Raw genomic sequence first — 17,533 nt, 5'->3', positions numbered from 1 at the left:
ATTTTGCGAACCACGGAACGACATACCTGCACCGCGTTCATCGGCACTGCTCGCATCGCCACTGGCGACTTGACCTGGGTTGCCCTGGCGGTCAAGGAGGCGCTGGAGGCCGACAATGAGGCACAGGCGCTGATTTTCGACGACAGCACCAGCCGCATCATCGAGATCGACTTTCGCGGCAACCGGGACGATGTGCTGCGCAGCGTCGCGGCCCGCGACCTGGCCGGGGAAGCTGCGTCGACTCCCGAAGCGCCGCTGCGCCGGCCGGGACGGCCGAAACTGGGCGTCGTATCCCGCGAGATTACGCTGTTGCCGCGGCACTGGGACTGGCTGGGCAGCCAGCCGGGCGGCGCATCGGTGACACTGCGCCGCCTTGTCGAGGAGGCGCGGCGCTCATCCGATTCCAAGGACAAGGTTCGACAGGCGCAGGACGCCGCCTATCGCTTCATGATGGTGATGGCTGGCGACCTGCCCGGCTTCGAGGAAGCAACCCGTGCGCTGTTCGCCGGCAACCTGGAACAGTTCAGGCATCAGTCGGGCGGATGGCCCGTAGACGTGCGCGATCATGCCTACATGCTGGCCGCGCACGCCTTTGACGAGCGTGCCGCCTAGATCGTATCGGCGGCGATCGTCGCCTTGAGGATGGTGTCCGGGTCGCTGACCGAGCCATTGGCGCGGCTGTCGCCCTTCTTGATGCCGTCCACATGTTCCATGCCGTCGGTCACCTGGCCCCAGGCCGTGTACTGGCCGTTGAGATGCGGCGCATTGGCAAGGCAGATGAAGAACTGGCTGTCGCCGCTGTTCGGATCCTGCGCGCGGGCCATGGAGACCGTGCCCCGGCCATGCTGTATGTCGTTGAATTCGGCCTTCATCTTGCGGCCCGAGCCACCGGTGCCCGTGCCATGCGGGCAACCGGTCTGGGCCATGAAGCCGTCGATCACCCGGTGGAACTTGAGTCCGTCGTAGAAACCCTGGCGCACCAGTTCCTTGATACGGGTGACATGACCTGGCGCCTTGCCGGGCAGCAGTTCGATGGTGACGCGGCCACCCTTGAGGTCCAGGTACAGCGTATTCTCGGCATCCATGATTTCTCTCCTGTTCGGCGGCGCGCGGGCGCCGCTGTGCTATTGTGGCGCGGCTTCGGCCGGCGCGGGTGTGAGAGGCGCAGACGGCCCTCGCTCCTCGGGCGTCAGATCGGCGGCGACCCTGAGCGAGGTGATGCTGTCCGGAAAATCGACCTTGCCATTGTTGCCTTCGGTGCCCTGACGGATCTGGTCCACGGCTTCCATGCCGTCGACCACGCGTCCCCAGACCGTGTACTGGCGGTCCAGCGACCGCTTGGCATTGAGCATGATGAAGAACTGGCTGTCGGCGCTGTCCACGTTGCCGCCCTCGCGGGCCATGGAAACCGTGCCGCGCAGATGCCGCAGGTTGTTGAACTCGTTCTTCATTTCCCGGCCTGACCCGCCCGTGCCGTCGCCCTTGGGATCGCCGGTCTGGGCCATGAAATCGGGGATGACCCGATGAAACTTCAGGCCATCATAGAAGTTCTGGCGTACCAGTTCCTTGATCCGCGCGACATGATTGGGCGCCTTGTCGGGCCGCATCTCAATGACCACCCGGCCATGCGACAATTCCAAGACCAGGGTGTTCTCCAGGTCAAGCGCTTCCCAATCCACGGCGAACGCCGGCAAGCTCGCGCCCATCATCGCCGCGGCCATCATCAGAGTGCGAAACATGCGCATGGTTATTTCTGCTCCTTCAGGCGCGCCAGCGTGCGAGTCTTCACGTCCGGCGGGACGAAGTGTCCGATCTCACCGCCCATCACGGCGATCTCGCGGATCAGCTTGCCGGCGATGGACTGGAGTCCGCTGCTTGCCGCCAGGAACACGGTTTCAACCCCGGGATTGAGCTGGGCGTTCATGCCGTTCATCTGGAACTCGTAGTCGAAGTCGGTAACGCTCCGAAGTCCCCGGACAAGCACCGTTGCCCCCACATCGTCGGCGAACTGGACCACGAGACCGCTGAACGGCCGCACCTCGATGGCGCCGTCGACCTGCAGCCGGCTGGTCTCGAGGCGGACCATTTCGACCCGCTCCTCGAGCGAGAAGACCGGCCCCTTTCCGGCATTGATCGCCACGCCGATCACCAGCCGGTCCACCAACCGCAATGAGCGGCCGATAATGTCCATGTGGCCGTTGTGGATTGGATCGAAGGTGCCCGGATAAAGCCCGACGCGTTCCTTTGCCATGAATATCCTCCGTCTATTCCGCGCTGTCTTCCGTGTCGCCGCCCTCTTCGGAAGCAGCCTCGGACGAGACGTCGTCGTCTTCGGCACCGTCCTCGTCACCCATGTCGGCGAGGCGGGCCACCGACACCACCTTTTCGTCCTCCGCAACCTTGAACAGCGTGACGCCCTGGGTGGCGCGGCCGACGACCCGAATGTCGTGCACGCCCATGCGGATCAACTGGCCGCCATTGCTGGTCAGCATGATCTCGTCACTGTCCTCGACCGGGAAGCTGGCGACGACGTGGCCGTTCCGGCCCGAGGTCTCGATATCGATGATGCCCTGCCCGTCGCGGCCCGATACCCGGTATTCATAGGCGCTGGTGCGCTTGCCGAAGCCGTTCTCGGTGACGCTGAGGATGAACTGCTCCTGCGCCTCCAGTTCGGCCGCCCGGTCTTCCGTGATACCTACGAATTCGATGACAGTGTCATCGGGCTCGCCCGCTTCTTCCCGGCGCTTCGCGGCGCGCTTGGCATTGGCGACGCGCAGATAGGCGTCGCGTTCGTCCACCGATATCTCGTTATGGCGCAGGATCGACATGGAGATGACCTCGTCGCCCTCCGTAAGACGCATGCCGCGCACACCCTCGGAAGAGCGGCCAACGAATACCCGCACCTCGTCGATGGGGAAGCGGATCGCCTTGCCGAAGCGCGCCGACAATAGGATGTCGTCGTCGTCGGTGCAGGGCTGGACCGCGATCAGACGATTACCCTCCTCCAGCTTCATGGCGATCTTGCCGTTCGACATCACATTGGTGAAATCGCCCAGCGTATTGCGCCGGACCGAGCCGCGGGATGTAACGAACATGACATGCATGTCGCCCCAGCTGGTCTCGTCCTCGGGAAGCGGCATGATGGTGGCGATGCCCTCGCCGTCCTGCAGCGGCAACATATTGATCAGCGGCCGGCCGCGGGCCTGCGGTGTGCCGACGGGAAGCTTCCAGACCTTGATCTTGAACACGATGCCCCGGTCGGTGAAGACCAGCAGCGGCGTATGCGTGTTGGCGACGAACAGCTGGGTGACGAAATCCTCGTCGCGGGTCGACATGCCGGAACGGCCCTTGCCACCCCGATTCTGGGCCCGGTAGGTGTTCAGCGGCACTCGCTTGACGTACCCCGCATTGGTGACCGTCACCACCATGTCCTCGGGCGCGATCAGGTCCTCGTCCTCGAAGTCGAACTCGCTTTCCTCGAACGCTGTGCGGCGCGGTGTCGCGAACTTGGTCCTCATATCGACCAGCTCGTCGCGCAGGATGCCCATCAGCTTGGGATGGCTGCGCAGGGTCTCCAGGTAGTCGAGAATGTCGGCGGCCAGACCCTTCAGCTCGTCGCCGATTTCGTCGCGGCCAAGCGCTGTCAGGCGGGCGAGACGCAGGTCCAGGATGGCGCGGGCCTGGATTTCGGACAGCCGGTATTTGCCGTCCACGACCATGTAGGACGGATCGGCCACCAGTTCGATCAGCGGCGCCACATCGTGCGCGGGCCAGTCACGGTCCATCAGCCCCTGGCGCGCGGTGGCCGTGTCCGGTGCGGCCCGGATCAGCGCGATCACTGCGTCGATATTGGCGACGGCGATGGCAAGGCCGACCAACACATGCGCCCGGTCGCGGGCCTTGCCCAGCAGGAACCGGGTGCGCCTGGCAATCACCTCGGCGCGGAACTCGACGAAGGCGGCGATCATCTCCTTGAGCGTCATCTGGATCGGCCGGCCGCCATTCAGGGCCAGCGCATTGACGCCGAACGAGGTTTGGAGCGGCGAGAACTTGTACAGCTGGTTCAGCACCACCTCGGGCACGGCATCGCGCTTCAGTTCGACAACGACGCGGATGCCGTGGCGGTCCGACTCGTCGCGTAGTTCGGAAATACCCTCGATCCGTTTGTTGCGGTGCATTTCCGAGATCTTCTCGACCATGCCCGCCTTGTTCACCTGATACGGGATTTCGGTGATGATGATCGCCCGGCGATCCTTGCGGATGTCCTCGAAATGGACCTTGCCGCGCATCACGACCGAGCCGCGCCCGGTGCGCGCCGCCGAACTGGAACCGGATCGGCCGAGAATGATGCCTCCGGTCGGAAAATCGGGGCCGGGGACAATCTCGAGCAGCCGGTCGTCGGTCACCCCGGGATCGTCCACATATTCGCAGCAGGCGTCGATTACTTCGCCCAGATTGTGCGGCGGAATATTGGTCGCCATGCCCACGGCGATGCCGCCGGCGCCGTTGACCAGCAGATTCGGGAACCGGGCGGGCAGCACCACTGGCTCGCTTTCGGAGCCGTCGTAATTCTCGACGAAATCGACGGTGTCCTTGTCCAGATCGTCGAGCAGCGCCTCGGCCGAGAGCGCCATGCGCGCCTCGGTGTATCGCATGGCGGCGGGCGGATCGTTGTCCATGGAGCCGAAATTGCCCTGGCCGTCGATCAGCGGCAGGCGCATGGAGAAATCCTGCGCCATGCGGACCATGGCGTCATAGACCGACTGGTCGCCGTGGGGATGGTACTTACCCAGCACCTCGCCGACGATACGAGCGGATTTCCTGTAGGCCTTGTCGTGACTGTACCCGTTCTCGTTCATCGCGTGCAGGATGCGGCGATGCACCGGCTTGAGACCGTCGCGTACGTCAGGCAGCGCACGGGACACGATCACGCTCATGGCGTAATCGAGATACGAGCGGCGCATCTCGTCTTCGATGGTGATCATGGGATAGAGGGGGCCGCTGGCGGCAGGCACCTCGTCAGGCGGGTCGGGTGGTAGGTTGGTATCGTCCATCAAGACTAAGGACTGCCTTCCAGAAATGCAGTGCGCCGCGAATGCGCGGCGCAAGATGTGGTAGAGATGAGGTTGCCACTATACCAGCCGCAGGGATGGGGGACAAGGATTCCCGCTCCCTCTAAGCCACTGGTAATGCGCGCTTTTCAGCGCGGCGTCACGGCACGTTGCGGGTCACAACCGTATAGGTGAAGGTGGTCTGCCCCTCGGCCGGCGCACGCACATTCCAGACCGCCATGTTGGCCGCCTCCTTCTGGTGTGGCCGGCTTTCGGCGGTAATCCTCCAGTCGCCCTGCAGCAACTCGACCACGCGGACCTCGGCAGCTTCCTTCTTGCCGTTCTTCACGGTGACTTCCCACGACGATGTGGCTTCGATCAACTGGCCGTTCTGGGCATTGGTTTGACGGAAATCGGTCTGCTTGCGCTTGACGGTGACGTCGAACGCCTGGCCCAGGCTGAGCTCGACTTTCTCATTGCGCGGCGTGTGCCGGATGCTGTCGGCGCCGACGAACTGGACCTGGCCGCGCGAATCGTCCTTGTACACACGCACGGTACCGCCAGGGAGCGGCGTGCCCAGGCCGGACCTGTCGTCGTTCCCGAACTTCAGGGTGATGCTGGCGGGTTGCGGCTGCATGTCCCCGACTCGCGACAGCGACCAATTGCCGCCGCGGCTCTCGAGCACCCGGGTCGCCGTGATTTTCGGGGCCTCGAGCAGCGCAACCTGTTTGGTCTGGTTCTCTGCCAGGGTGATCGAACCCGGCAGCGTATACAGGTGATACTCGAAGAAGGATTCTTCCTGGGGCATCCGCGATGCGCTCATCGTCATCATTTCCATGCCCTTGTCGCGCGCATATCCCCGGGGTGGCGGCGCCTGGTTAACCTGCCCCGCCACGACCTGGACCTGCGCCTGCTCGTAGGGCGTACCGCTGGTGTTGGTAATGCTGATCCAGCCTTGCAGCGACAGCGACTTCTCGTCAGGTGCCAGATTGGCCACATAATCGGCCTTCCAGTCGAGGCCGCCGGTCATATAGGTCAGCATCAGGTCCCGGCTGACCGCGCCCCCCGAATTGACCGCCATGGACAAGGTGGGCCGGGAGCGAAGATTGCCCGGCAGGCTGTCGAAGGTGAGACGCCGGCTGGCGTCCGACGCGCCGCTCATCGTCTCGATGTGGTCTCCCACTTTCAGGACGATGCCGCCATTGGCGCCCAGCAAGGTCGCCGTCTCCACCGTCTCCCGGCCATCCGGCCCCAAGCGATGCAGCTGGACTGTCCGGCCGACGGACTTCTCGAGCAGCTTGTCCGGGCTGAGCAGGTCGAAGTCGAAATTCTGCTCCAGCACGTCGAACGGCGCGTTCTTCAACAGCGCCGTTTCTGCCTGGATCTGCGCCGAAACATCGATGAAAGACACGGTGCTGCGGCCAGCGGGCACGGCGACCGTGCGCGTGTCGCGCACCAGGCCGGTGCCGCCGTTATAGACTGTCAGGCTGAGAGCCTTGCGGTCCTGCAGGGTGACGCTGGCATCTTCCGCCCACGCGGCGCCGCCGCAGGCGGCAGAGACCAGAATGGCTGCCGTCAAAGCCGTTGCGCGCATGAAGTCGTCTCCCATCCATTGGCTGTGCAATGGTCTAGAAGCTATTGCGGTTTGCCGGTACCGCAACATTTTACAGCCCGGTTTTTTGCCGTGCCGGCGATCAGAACGGGATTTCGTCGTCCAGATCGCTGGCGCCGCCGCGGCTGGCGCCACCCGACGAGGAACCGCCGCCATAGCTGTCATCGCGGCTGCCGAAGCCGCCGCTGCCACCGCCGCCGCCGGCGTTGGCGCCGCCGCCATCGTTTTTGCCATCGAGCATGGTGAGTTCGCCGCGGTAGCGCTGCAGGACCACTTCGGTGGTGTAGCGCTCGGCGCCTTCCTTGTCGGTGTATTTGCGGGTCTGGAGCTGGCCTTCCACATAGACCTTCGAGCCCTTGCGCAGGAACCTCTCGGCCACGTCAGCCAGGTTCTCGTTGAAGATCACGACCTTGTGCCATTCGGTGCGTTCCTGGCGATCGCCGCTCTGCTTGTCGCGCCAGGTTTCGGAGGTGGCAAGATTGAGGTTCACCACCTTGCCGCCATTGTTCAGGCTGCGCACTTCGGGATCGCGGCCAAGATTACCCACGAGGATGACTTTGTTGACGCTTCCGGCCATTGGAGGAGCCTTTCGATGATTGAAACTCTGAGGACGCTAGTGTAAACCGGAATGAGAACAAAAAGTAAACATCTCGGATTCGCGGGCACCATGAATCGGGTAACGCTGCTATACCAGATCGAGGCGCTTCATCGCCACCCATGCTTGCCGGCCCGCCCGGCGCCGATCAAAAAAAGAGCGGGATTTATTGGCGGCACGACACCATGTAACCTCGCCTCCGCCGGCCCATGGCCGTCACGGGAAAACCTAGCACACAGCAGAGCCGGCAACGATCCCCGATGAACAAGTACATTACCATTCGCGGTGCCCGCGAGCATAACCTCAAGAGCATCGACGTCATGCTGCCGCGTGACGAACTGATCGTGATCACCGGTCTGTCCGGATCGGGCAAGTCGTCACTGGCGTTCGACACCATCTACGCCGAGGGACAGCGCCGCTACGTGGAAAGCCTGTCGGCCTATGCGCGCCAGTTTCTCGAACTGATGCAAAAGCCCGACGTCGATCATATCGAGGGCCTGTCTCCGGCCATTTCCATCGAACAGAAGACCACCTCGCGCAATCCGCGCTCGACCGTGGGCACGGTGACCGAGGTCTATGATTACATGCGCCTGCTGTTCGCGCGCATCGGCGTTCCCTATTCGCCCGCGACCGGCCTGCCGATCGAAAGCCAGACCGTCAGCCAGATGGTCGACCGGGTGATGGCGCTGCCGGAAGGCACCCGTCTTTACCTGATCGCGCCGGTGGTGCGCGGCCGCAAGGGCGAATACCGCAAGGATCTGGCCGATTTCCAGAAACGCGGCTTCCAGCGGGTCAAGGTCGATGGCGTCATGTACGAGATCGACGACGTGCCGGCGCTGGAGAAGAACATCAAGCACGACATCGATGTGGTGGTGGACCGCGTCGTGGTGCGCGAGGGGTTGCAGCAGCGCCTCGCCGACAGCTTCGAGACCGCGCTTGGCCTGGCCGATGGCCTGGCGATCGCCGAATTCGCCGACGAATCGGCCGAGCGTACCGTGTTCTCGTCGAAATTCGCCTGCCCGGTGTCCGGCTTCACCATCGAGGAGATCGAGCCCCGGCTGTTCTCGTTCAACAACCCGTTCGGCGCCTGCCCGGTGTGCGACGGATTGGGCAGCAAGCTGACCTTCGACCCCAGCCTGGTGATCCCGGATGAGGAAGTCACCATCAAGGGCGGCGCCATCGCGCCGTGGTCGCGGACGGCTGTGCCCTCGCCCTACTACAACCAGACCCTGGAAAGCCTGTCGAAGCACTTCGGCTTTCGCATGACCGCGCGCTGGATGGATCTTCCGGAAGCGGCGCGCAACGTCATTCTTCACGGTTCGGACGGCAAGGCGATCTCCATGGTCTATGAAGACGGCAAGCGCCGCTACGAGACCACGCGGGCGTTCGAGGGCGTCATTCCGAATCTCGAACGGCGCTGGCGCGAGACCGACAGCGCCTGGATTCGCGACGAACTGAGCCGGTTCCAGAATGCCTCGCCCTGCGAGGCCTGCGCCGGCTACAGGCTCAAGCCCGAGGCGCTTGCCGTGAAAATCGACGGCCTGCATGTGGGACAGGTGTCGGAGATGTCGATCCACCATGCCCATGCCTGGTTCGACGGCCTGAACGAAAAGCTGCGCCCCAAGGACCAGGAGATCGCCGCGCGCATCCTGCGCGAGATCGTCGAGCGCCTGGGCTTCCTCAACAATGTGGGCCTGGACTACCTCACCCTCTCGCGCCAGTCGGGCACGCTGTCCGGCGGCGAGTCCCAGCGCATCCGGCTTGCCTCGCAGATCGGCTCCGGCCTGACCGGCGTGCTCTATGTCCTCGACGAGCCGAGCATCGGCCTGCACCAGCGGGATAATCACCGCCTGCTGGAGACCCTGCGCAATTTGCGGGACATGGGCAACACGGTGATCGTCGTCGAGCATGACGAGGACGCGATCCGCACGGCCGATCACGTCATCGACATGGGGCCTGGCGCCGGCGTGCTCGGCGGCACCATTGTCGCCGAGGGCAAGCCCGAGGACATCATGGCCAGCCCCAACAGCCTGACCGGCAAGTACCTGGTCGGCCTCGAACAGATTCCCGTGCCGGCCGACCGCCGCGGTTTTGCGAAATCCAGGCAGCTTGTGTTGAAAGGCGCCCGCGCCAACAATCTCAAGAATGTCACCGCCCACTTCCCGCTCGGCACATTCACCTGCATCACCGGCGTGTCCGGTGGCGGCAAGTCGACGCTGGTGATCAACACGCTCTACGAGGCGCTGGCGCGCACGCTGCACAAATCACGCACCCATCCGGGCGAGCACGATTCCATCGACGGCGTGCAGTACATCGACAAGATCGTCGACATCGACCAGTCGCCCATCGGCCGTACGCCCAGGTCCAATCCGGCCACCTATACCGGGGCGTTCTCGCCGATCCGCGACTGGTTCGCCGCGCTGCCCGAGGCGCAGGCGCGCGGCTACAAGCCGGGCCGCTTCTCGTTCAACGTCAAGGGCGGCCGTTGCGAGGCCTGCCAGGGCGACGGCGTCATCAAGATCGAGATGCACTTCCTGCCCGACGTCTACGTGGAGTGCGATGTCTGCCACGGGAAGCGCTACAACCGCGAGACGCTGGAGGTGCACTACCGCGACAAGAGCATCGCCGACGTCCTCGACATGACCGTCGATGACGGCGCCGACTTCTTCAAGGCCGTGCCGGCGATTCGCGACAAGCTGGTGATGCTGCAGAAGGTCGGCCTGGGCTATATCAAGGTGGGCCAGCAGGCGACGACCCTGTCGGGCGGCGAGGCGCAGCGGGTCAAGCTGGCCAAGGAACTGGCGCGCCGGGCGACGGGCCGCACGCTCTATATTCTCGATGAGCCGACCACCGGCCTGCATTTTCACGACGTGAAGAAACTTCTGGAAGTGCTTCATGCACTTGTGGAAACAGGCAATACGGTTCTGGTTATAGAGCACAATCTCGACGTCATCAAGACCGCCGACTGGATCATCGACATGGGTCCGGAAGGCGGCGACGGCGGTGGCCAGATCGTCGTCGAGGGCACGCCCGAGGACGTGGCCGCCTGCCCGGCCAGTTACACCGGTCAATTTCTCGGGCCGCTCCTGAAAGTGAAGGACCGGCGCAAGCGCGCGTGATGACAAGCCGGGGGCGATGGGCTAAATCACCCCCATGACCAGACCCATACATGTAATCGGCGGCGGATTGGCCGGATGCGAGGCGGCGTGGCAGATCACGCGCGCCGGCGTGCCTGTGATCCTCCACGAAATGCGTCCCGTCCGGATGACCGACGCCCACCAGACCGACGGGCTGGCCGAGTTGGTATGTTCCAATTCGTTCCGCTCGGACGACACGGAAAACAACGCCGTCGGCCTGCTGCACGAGGAAATGCGCCGCTGCGGCTCGCTGATCCTTGCAAAAGGTGACGCCAACCGGGTGCCCGCCGGCGGCGCCCTTGCTGTGGACCGGGACGCGTTCAGCGCCGCGGTGGAACTGGCCGTCCGCGAGGAACCGCTGATCACCATCGAGCGCGGCGTGGTGGAAGCCCTGCCGCCCGAGGATTGGGGCAGCGTTGTCATCGCCACCGGGCCGTTGACCGCCGCGCCGCTGGCCGACGCCATCCGGGCTGAGACCGGTACCGATTCCCTCGCATTTTTCGATGCCATCGCGCCCATCGTCTACAAGGACAGCATCGATTTCTCGAAGGCGTGGTTCCAGTCGCGCTACGACAAGGGCGACGGCGCCGACTATATCAACTGCGCCATGAACGAGGAGCAGTACCGTGCCTTCGTCGCCGCGCTGATCGAGGCGCCCAAGACCGAATTCAAGGACTGGGAGAAGGACACGCCCTATTTCGAAGCGTGCCTGCCGGTCGAGGTAATGGCCGAGCGCGGGCCGCTTACCCTGGCCTACGGTCCGCTGAAGCCGGTCGGCCTGACCAATCCCAACGACCCGACGAAGCGGGCTTTCGCCGTGGTCCAGCTGCGCCAGGACAACAAGCAGGGCAGCCTCTACAACATGGTCGGATTCCAGACCAAGATGAAGCACGCCGCCCAGACCGAGGTATTCCGCACCATTCCCGGCCTCGAAAACGCCCAGTTCGCCCGGCTCGGCGGCATCCATCGCAACACCTTCCTCAACAGTCCCGTGCTGCTAGACCGGGAACTTCGCCTCAAGGCGAAGCCGCATATCCGCTTTGCCGGTCAGGTGACCGGGGTCGAGGGCTATGTGGAAAGCGCCGCCATCGGCCTGCTTGCCGGGCGCTTCGCCGCGGCGCAGGCGTTGGGCAACGATACCGCGCCGCCGCCCGAGACCACGGCGCTGGGCGCCCTGCTCAACCACATCACCGGCGGCCATACGACCGGCCGCGACGTGCCCGACAGCTTCCAGCCGATGAACATCAATTTCGGCCTGCTGCCGCCGCCGGAGGAACGCGTCCGCAAGAACGAGCGCAAGCGGTTCGTGGCGCACAGGGCCTTGCGGGATCTGGATGTCTGGCTGGGTGTGCCGGCGCGGGACGCCGCCGAATAGGCGGGCCTAGAACTTCCTGGTGAGGCCGGCCCAGACAAGCCTCAATTGCCGGCCCAGCGCGCCGCGTTCGTAGTTCACATGATCCGGCACGTATCTGCTGCTCTCGAGGCATGCCAGGTAGCCGTCGGCAAGGCAGGCCAGCCGGAGGATCGGTTTCACCTCGGATGATGCGGACTGTCCCTTCTGACGGGCGCAGATCAGATGGGCGCGGGCACGGTCGCCGATCCGGCGGAGGATGCGTGAAAGCGCCCGGGTCTGCTCCTGGTCGGGTACCAGCGGGTCTACCAGCCCTTCCTCGCGCATCAGATCGGCAGGTACGTAAACGCGGCCATGGTGCAGGTGCCAGGGCAGCGCCCGCACCAGCCCGGTCAGAGCCCAGGCGATACCCACGTGCCGCGCTGCCTCGAGCGCACCGTTGCATGCGCCCACACTCAGTGCCGCAAGCGCCTGAATGCCGCCGCCGGTGCGCTCCGCATAGGCCTCGAGTTGCTGCATGGTCTGGGGCTGTTCATCATAGAGGTCACCCTCGCGGGCATCGATCAGATCGAGCAGCGCCTTTTGCGGCAGGTCCCGCCGGTTCAGCAGATCCGCAAGCGCCCTGACCACCTCGTGTTCGCGGCACTGGCCACGGTAGAGCTCCTCGACCGTCTCGCGCCACCATTGCAGCCGGATCTCGCCCAGCGCCGGCTCGGTCACCACTTCGCGGGTCTTGGCCACCTCGACGTTGAAGGCGAAAAGACCGAACAGGCCGGGCCGGTCATCCGTCCGCGCATGGAGCACGGTGAGGTATCGGTCATGATCGCTGCGCCGCACGATCGACGCGCATTGATAGGTATGGTTGGCCAGTGCCTGCATGCGTGCTTTTTAATCCGAATTCCTGCTGCCGCACAGAGCCTCATTAGGGGTCATGCGCCTTGTTCCCCCATCATCTTGTGGTATTATTCCGGCCCTAAGAGGCAAGGGACGCTCGGGGCCTCTGAACTAGAGCCAAAAAGGGGAGAAACAATATGTCAAAGATCACCGACTCGTTACCAATTACAATTGTCAGTGGATTCATCCTGACGATCATCATGGTTTTCGTCGGTCAGCATACCATTACCGGCTCCCTGTCCATGGGTCCGGCGGTCGACGTGCCGATGTACGTGTCGTTCCTCGATCGCTGGCTGCACGTCATCAGCGGCGTGATGTGGATCGGCCTTCTGTGGTACTTCAACTTCGTCCAGATTCCGGTCATGCCGAAGGTTCCCGACGAACTGAAGCCGGGCATTTCCAAGCACATCGCGCCCGAAGCCCTGTTCTGGTTCCGCTGGGGCGCCATGGCCACCATCATCACCGGTCTGCTGCTGGCGCTGTTCAGCGGCTATCTGTTCGACGCCCTCGCACTGCGCCACGGCATCGGCTACGGCATCTGGTTCGGCATCATCATGTGGTTCAACGTCTGGTTCATCATCTGGCCGAGCCAGAAGATCGCGCTGGGCATGGTTGACGCGGATCCCGCCGCCAAGCCGAAGGCCGCCGCGCGCGCGAAGATGTTCTCGCGTATCAACACCCTGCTCTCGATCCCCATGCTCTATGCCATGCTGGGGCAGATGCATGGCGGTTTCGACTTCTGATCGAACCCGTTCACGGCAGTTCAAAGGGCGCCTTCGGGCGCCCTTTTTTTGTCTGCGGGATGTTGTGAGGACGAAGGCGGGGAACTACGCCACCGGGAGCAGCGCCGCCGCAATCAGCCGCCCGTCGAGCAGCAGGACGTTGAAGGTCCGGCAGGCGGCACCGGTATCCATGAGATCGATGGCGATGCCGTGTTCCTCGCGGATACGCCTGATCAGCGCGCGGTCCACGGGCGCCATGCTCTTGCCGGTGCCCAGCAGCAGCACATCGATTTCTCCGGCGGCCTCGATGGCCGGCCGGAAGCTTTCATAGGTGATATCCGACGCACAGGTTGCCTGCCAGGATACGATGCCCGACGGCAGCACCAGGATCGATTCCTGATAGCGCTTGCCGGCGACCCGAAAGCCGCCGTCGCCATACCCCTGGATCAGGAACCGGCCGCCCTGTGCCTGTTCCTCGATCCGCATGTCAGTCGGCGTCGTTGGCCGGCTTCTTCGCGGCCACGGGCTCTTTCACCGGCTCGCCCTTGGAACGAACGTCGCCGATGGTCGCCGTGACAAGACGGACCTGGGTATTGGGAGCGATCTCGACGACCACTTCCTCGCCGCTCTCGACCTTCACGACCTTGCCGATGATTCCGCCCGCGGTGACGACCGTGTCGCCCCGGCGCATGGCGGCAAGACGCGCCTTGTGCTCCTTCGCCCGCTTCTGCTGCGGGCGGAACACGATGAAATAGAACACCGCGAACATCAGGATTATGAAAAAGAACGGTTCGAGCTGCTGCATTTCATGCTCCTGCTGGCGGTTTGGCCGGACTATACCCACGCGCGGCGCAATTGCAAACCACACGTCGGATATGCCGGGCTGACGGTTGGCCCGGCGGCGGCCTGCGTGGTAACGTCCCGCCGCCTTGACCCTTTTGGGATGCGACCGTGAACGAAACAAGCAATTCCAGCGAACTCCTTGCCGCGCTTCAGCGCATCGCCGACGCGCTGGAGCGGCAATCGCCGCCACCAATCGAGGCGCTGTCGCTAAGTGCGGCGGACGCGTTCATCTGGCATCCCGATCCGGACCGGCTGACACCCGTGCCTGCGGTGAACCGTGTGGACTTCGATCTGCTGCGCGGCATCGACCGGGTACGCGACATCCTGCTCGACAACACCAGGCGATTCGCCAGCGGCTTTCCCGCCAACAACGCCTTGCTGTGGGGCGCGCGCGGCATGGGCAAGAGTTCGCTGGTCAAGGCAGTCCACGCCCAGATCAACGCCGACAATCCAGGCGCCCTTGCCCTGGTGGAAATCAACCGCGAGGACATTCCCACCCTGCCCCGGCTTCTCCACGGCCTGCGTGATCAGACCCGGCGGGCGGTGCTGTACTGCGACGACCTGTCGTTCGATCACGACGATACCACCTACAAGTCGCTGAAGGCGGTTCTGGAAGGCGGCCTGGAAGGCCGGCCGGAGAACGTGATTTTCTACGCCACGTCGAACCGCCGCCACCTCATGCCCCGCGACATGATCGAGAACGAGCGCTCGACGGCCATCAATCCGGCCGAGGCGGTCGAGGAGAAAATCTCGCTGTCCGACCGGTTCGGCCTGTGGCTGGGCTTCCACACCTGCACACAGGACGATTACCTGGCGATGATTGCCGGCTATTGCGAGCGCTATGGCCTGACCGGCGACGAGGAGCAGATTCGCGCCGACGCGCTGGAATGGTCGGTCACGCGCGGCGCCCGCTCGGGCCGGGTCGCCTGGCAGTTCATCCAGGATCTGGCGGGACGGATGGGCCGGACGCTGGGCTGAGGCCTACTTCCCGGGCAGCGCGTAGGCGATGATGTAGTCGCCGAACGGGCTGGCCAGCGCGATATGTCCGCCGGCGGCGATCACCACGAATTGGCGTCCGCTGGACGGCGAGATGTAGGTCATCGGCGTAGCATGGCCGCCGACCGGCAGCCTCGCCTTCCACAGAACGTCGCCGGTCTTCTGGTCGACGGCGCGCAACGACCGCTCGGTGCTGGCGGCGATGAACACCAGACCGCTCCGCGTGCTGACCGACCCGCCGATGGCCGGCACGCCCATGGTCAGCGGCAGCATGGAGGGAATGCCCCACGGGCCATTGTCCCTCGCCTCGCCGAACGGCTCCGACCAGATCACCTTGCCGGTGCCCAGATCCACCGCCGTCAGCGATGCATAGGGCGGATTGACGCAAGGCACGCCGACGGGCGACAGGAACGCGCCGGTTTGGGCCGCGAATGGCGTCCCCGCCTGCGCCTGCGGCATGCCGGGGACCAGACCCTCGGCGCCGGGCTGCAGTCCCATCCGGTCGGCTTCCTCGCGCGGGATGAGCTGGGTGTAGTTGGGCATCCGGCTCCAGTTGACGATCATGATCTGGCGTACCGGGTCGACCGATACCCCGCCCCAGTCGATACCCCCCAGATAACCCGGATTGGTGATCGTCGGCTTTATGCCCGGCGGAGTCATCGTGCCATCGTAGCGCGCCTGGCGGAATTTGATCCGGCACCACAGCTGGTCGAAGGGCGTCAGCCCCCACATGCTCTTTTCGGTCAGCTCGGGTCCCGCAAAATCCGGCATGCCGGTAGAGAACGGCTGGGTCGGCGACAGCCACTCGCCCGGCGCCGGGTCCTGCGGCACCTCGCGTTCTTCCACTGGCTTCAACGGACGCCCTGTCCGGCGGTCGAGCACGAAGATCTGCCCCCGCTTGGTCGGCTGGATCAGCGCCGGTACAGGCTGGCCGCCGATCTGCAGGTCGACCAGTGTCGGCTGGGAGGCCAGGTCATAGTCCCAGATATCGTGATGGACCGTACGGTAGAGCCAGCGCAGCGCGCCGGTCTCGGCCTCGAGCGCCAGCACCGCGCTGGTGAATTTCTCGGATTCAGGGGTGCGGTGCGCCCCCCAATAGTCAGGCGTGGCATTCCCCATTGGCGCATAGACCAGCCCCAGTGCCTCGTCGGCACTCATCGGCGCCCAGGAATTGGGTGTGCCCAGCGTGTAGGTTTCTCCGGACGGCGGCTCGCCGTGATATTCGGGCCGTCCCGGATCGAACGCCCAGGAGAAGGCGCCGGACACGGCGTCATAGGCCCGGATCACGCCAGGCGGCTCGTCCACATGCTGGTTGTCGGCGACCCAACCGCCCATCACGACGCGACCGCGTATGATGACCGGCGCCGAGGTGACGTAATAGTAATTCGGCTTCACCTGCCCCATACCGGTCTTCAGGTCGACCATGCCACCGTCGCCAAAGTCAGCGCAGGGCTTGCCAGTGCGCGCGTCGAGCGCGACCAACTGGGCAGTGGCCGTGGCGGTGAAGATGCGCTCGGCGCATGCGCCAGAGCCGGCTGGCACCTTGTAGTAGGTGACGCCCCTGCAGGTGCGGCGACGGTCGTTTGGCGCGGCCGGCTCCCAGCGCCAGCGCTCGGCACCGGTTTCGGCATCGAGCGCGATCACCTGATTGGTGGCGGTGCAGACATAGAGGCTGTCGCCGACCATCAGCGGCGTGACCTGAAGGTGAGACTTCAGGGTCTCCCCCGGATTGGTGCGGTAGACCCAGGCCTGTTTCAACTGGGATATGTTGGCCGGCGTGATCTGGTCCAGCGGAGAGTATCGGCTGCCGCCAAGATCGTTGCCGTAATGAGGCCACTCGCCATCGGCCGCCCAGGCAGAGATGGCCAGTACCGGCACGGTGACGGCGAGAGCCAGGAAGGAAATGACGCGCATCGGTCCGGTTCCCATCAGGTCAGTCGGTGCCGCACCCATGGCGTCAGCAGCCACAGGCCGAGTATCGTCCACAGCAACACACGGGGCATCAGTTGCCAGCCATCCAGTCCGACTTCCCAAAGCGCCCAGCCCCATGTGCCAATCAGCATCAGCAGATAGAGCCACGCGCCGGCGCGCCGCCCGCGCCACAGCAGGATGGCCGACACAAGCAAGGCAAGCCCGGCAATCACGTAATAGGGCGAGCCGTCAAGCAGCGCGAGCAGTCCCCCGCCGACCAAGAGGCAGGCGCCCAGCAGCAGGAGTATGAAGGCGAAGATTCGCGGCGGCCGAACCGGGTGCACTTGCGGCGCAGTCATGTCGATCATCGAACCTCCCCGGTTCGTCATGGCGCACGCTTGGTGCCGCGTGCTTGAAGCCG

At 64.4% G+C, this 17,533-nt stretch carries 16 protein-coding genes; 5 read left to right on the top strand and 11 right to left on the bottom strand.

What is annotated here, in order from left to right:
* The first annotated feature begins 3 nt into the window (after nt 1-3).
* Nucleotides 4-612 (top strand): DUF2239 family protein, encoded by a 609-nt coding sequence (locus WJU21_RS01075; RefSeq protein WP_346321529.1) that lies wholly within the window; start codon nt 4-6, stop codon nt 610-612.
* Here WJU21_RS01075 and WJU21_RS01070 read toward each other — a convergent pair.
* The 6 genes from WJU21_RS01070 to ssb form a co-directional block, all read right to left on the bottom strand.
* Nucleotides 609-1,085, bottom strand: coding sequence for a peptidylprolyl isomerase (locus WJU21_RS01070; protein ID WP_346321528.1), 477 nt, complete (start codon nt 1,083-1,085; stop codon nt 609-611). The two genes, WJU21_RS01075 and WJU21_RS01070, sit on opposite strands and share 4 nt — an antisense overlap.
* A 39-nt stretch (nt 1,086-1,124) precedes the next feature.
* Entirely contained in the window at nt 1,125-1,724 is a 600-nt protein-coding gene (locus tag WJU21_RS01065; protein ID WP_346322429.1) for a peptidylprolyl isomerase, read from the bottom strand.
* A 23-nt stretch (nt 1,725-1,747) separates the two neighbouring features.
* Nucleotides 1,748-2,251 (bottom strand): pantetheine-phosphate adenylyltransferase, encoded by a 504-nt coding sequence (gene coaD, locus WJU21_RS01060; RefSeq protein ID WP_346321527.1) that lies wholly within the window; start codon nt 2,249-2,251, stop codon nt 1,748-1,750.
* A gap of 13 nt (nt 2,252-2,264) precedes the next feature.
* Nucleotides 2,265-4,985, bottom strand: coding sequence for a DNA gyrase subunit A (gyrA, locus tag WJU21_RS01055; protein ID WP_346322428.1), 2,721 nt, complete (start codon nt 4,983-4,985; stop codon nt 2,265-2,267).
* A gap of 226 nt (nt 4,986-5,211) precedes the next feature.
* A complete protein-coding gene (locus WJU21_RS01050; RefSeq protein ID WP_346321526.1) occupies nt 5,212-6,645 on the bottom strand; it encodes a DUF4139 domain-containing protein in 1,434 nt (477 codons plus the stop codon).
* A gap of 100 nt (nt 6,646-6,745) precedes the next feature.
* Nucleotides 6,746-7,240: a single-stranded DNA-binding protein gene (gene ssb / locus WJU21_RS01045; RefSeq protein ID WP_346321525.1), complete on the bottom strand. Its 495-nt coding sequence runs from the start codon at nt 7,238-7,240 to the stop codon at nt 6,746-6,748.
* Nucleotides 7,241-7,518: 278 nt separating this feature from the next.
* On the opposite strand from ssb, the gene uvrA reads away from it, so the two are divergent.
* Entirely contained in the window at nt 7,519-10,377 is a 2,859-nt protein-coding gene (uvrA, locus tag WJU21_RS01040) for an excinuclease ABC subunit UvrA (protein WP_346321524.1), read from the top strand.
* Between the two features lie 34 nt (nt 10,378-10,411).
* A complete protein-coding gene (gene trmFO / locus WJU21_RS01035) occupies nt 10,412-11,770 on the top strand; it encodes a methylenetetrahydrofolate--tRNA-(uracil(54)-C(5))-methyltransferase (FADH(2)-oxidizing) TrmFO (protein ID WP_346321523.1) in 1,359 nt (452 codons plus the stop codon).
* Between the two features lie 6 nt (nt 11,771-11,776).
* On the opposite strand, the gene WJU21_RS01030 is transcribed toward trmFO, so the two are convergent.
* Nucleotides 11,777-12,625: a squalene/phytoene synthase family protein gene (locus tag WJU21_RS01030; RefSeq protein WP_346321522.1), complete on the bottom strand. Its 849-nt coding sequence runs from the start codon at nt 12,623-12,625 to the stop codon at nt 11,777-11,779.
* 152 nt (nt 12,626-12,777) lie between these two features.
* Here WJU21_RS01030 and WJU21_RS01025 point away from each other — a divergent pair, with 152 nt between their 5' ends.
* On the top strand, nt 12,778-13,383 hold the full coding sequence (locus tag WJU21_RS01025) for a urate hydroxylase PuuD (protein WP_346321521.1): 606 nt from the start codon (nt 12,778-12,780) through the stop codon (nt 13,381-13,383).
* Between the two features lie 84 nt (nt 13,384-13,467).
* Here the strand turns inward: WJU21_RS01025 and WJU21_RS01020 are convergent, their stop codons facing one another.
* Both WJU21_RS01020 and yajC read right to left on the bottom strand, forming a co-directional pair.
* A complete protein-coding gene (locus tag WJU21_RS01020) occupies nt 13,468-13,848 on the bottom strand; it encodes an Mth938-like domain-containing protein (RefSeq protein ID WP_346321520.1) in 381 nt (126 codons plus the stop codon).
* 1 nt (nt 13,849) lies between these two features.
* A complete protein-coding gene (gene yajC, locus WJU21_RS01015; RefSeq protein WP_346321519.1) occupies nt 13,850-14,167 on the bottom strand; it encodes a preprotein translocase subunit YajC in 318 nt (105 codons plus the stop codon).
* A 146-nt stretch (nt 14,168-14,313) separates the two neighbouring features.
* Between yajC and WJU21_RS01010 the strand changes: the two genes are divergently transcribed.
* Nucleotides 14,314-15,183, top strand: coding sequence for an ATP-binding protein (locus tag WJU21_RS01010; RefSeq protein WP_346321518.1), 870 nt, complete (start codon nt 14,314-14,316; stop codon nt 15,181-15,183).
* A 3-nt stretch (nt 15,184-15,186) separates the two neighbouring features.
* On the opposite strand, the gene WJU21_RS01005 is transcribed toward WJU21_RS01010, so the two are convergent.
* Nucleotides 15,187-17,115, bottom strand: a complete 1,929-nt coding sequence (locus WJU21_RS01005) for a pyrroloquinoline quinone-dependent dehydrogenase (protein ID WP_346321517.1) — start codon at nt 17,113-17,115, stop codon at nt 15,187-15,189.
* A gap of 14 nt (nt 17,116-17,129) precedes the next feature.
* Complete coding sequence (locus WJU21_RS01000; protein WP_346321516.1) at nt 17,130-17,480, bottom strand: hypothetical protein; 351 nt, start codon at nt 17,478-17,480, stop codon at nt 17,130-17,132.
* Nucleotides 17,481-17,533 lie beyond the last annotated feature (53 nt).

The sequence above is a fragment of the Emcibacter sp. SYSU 3D8 genome (genome assembly GCF_039655875.1).
GTDB lineage: Bacteria > Pseudomonadota > Alphaproteobacteria > SMXS01 > SMXS01 > RI-34.
Note: the sequence above shows the minus strand (reverse complement) of the source record. Positions and strands in the feature narration are given on the sequence as shown.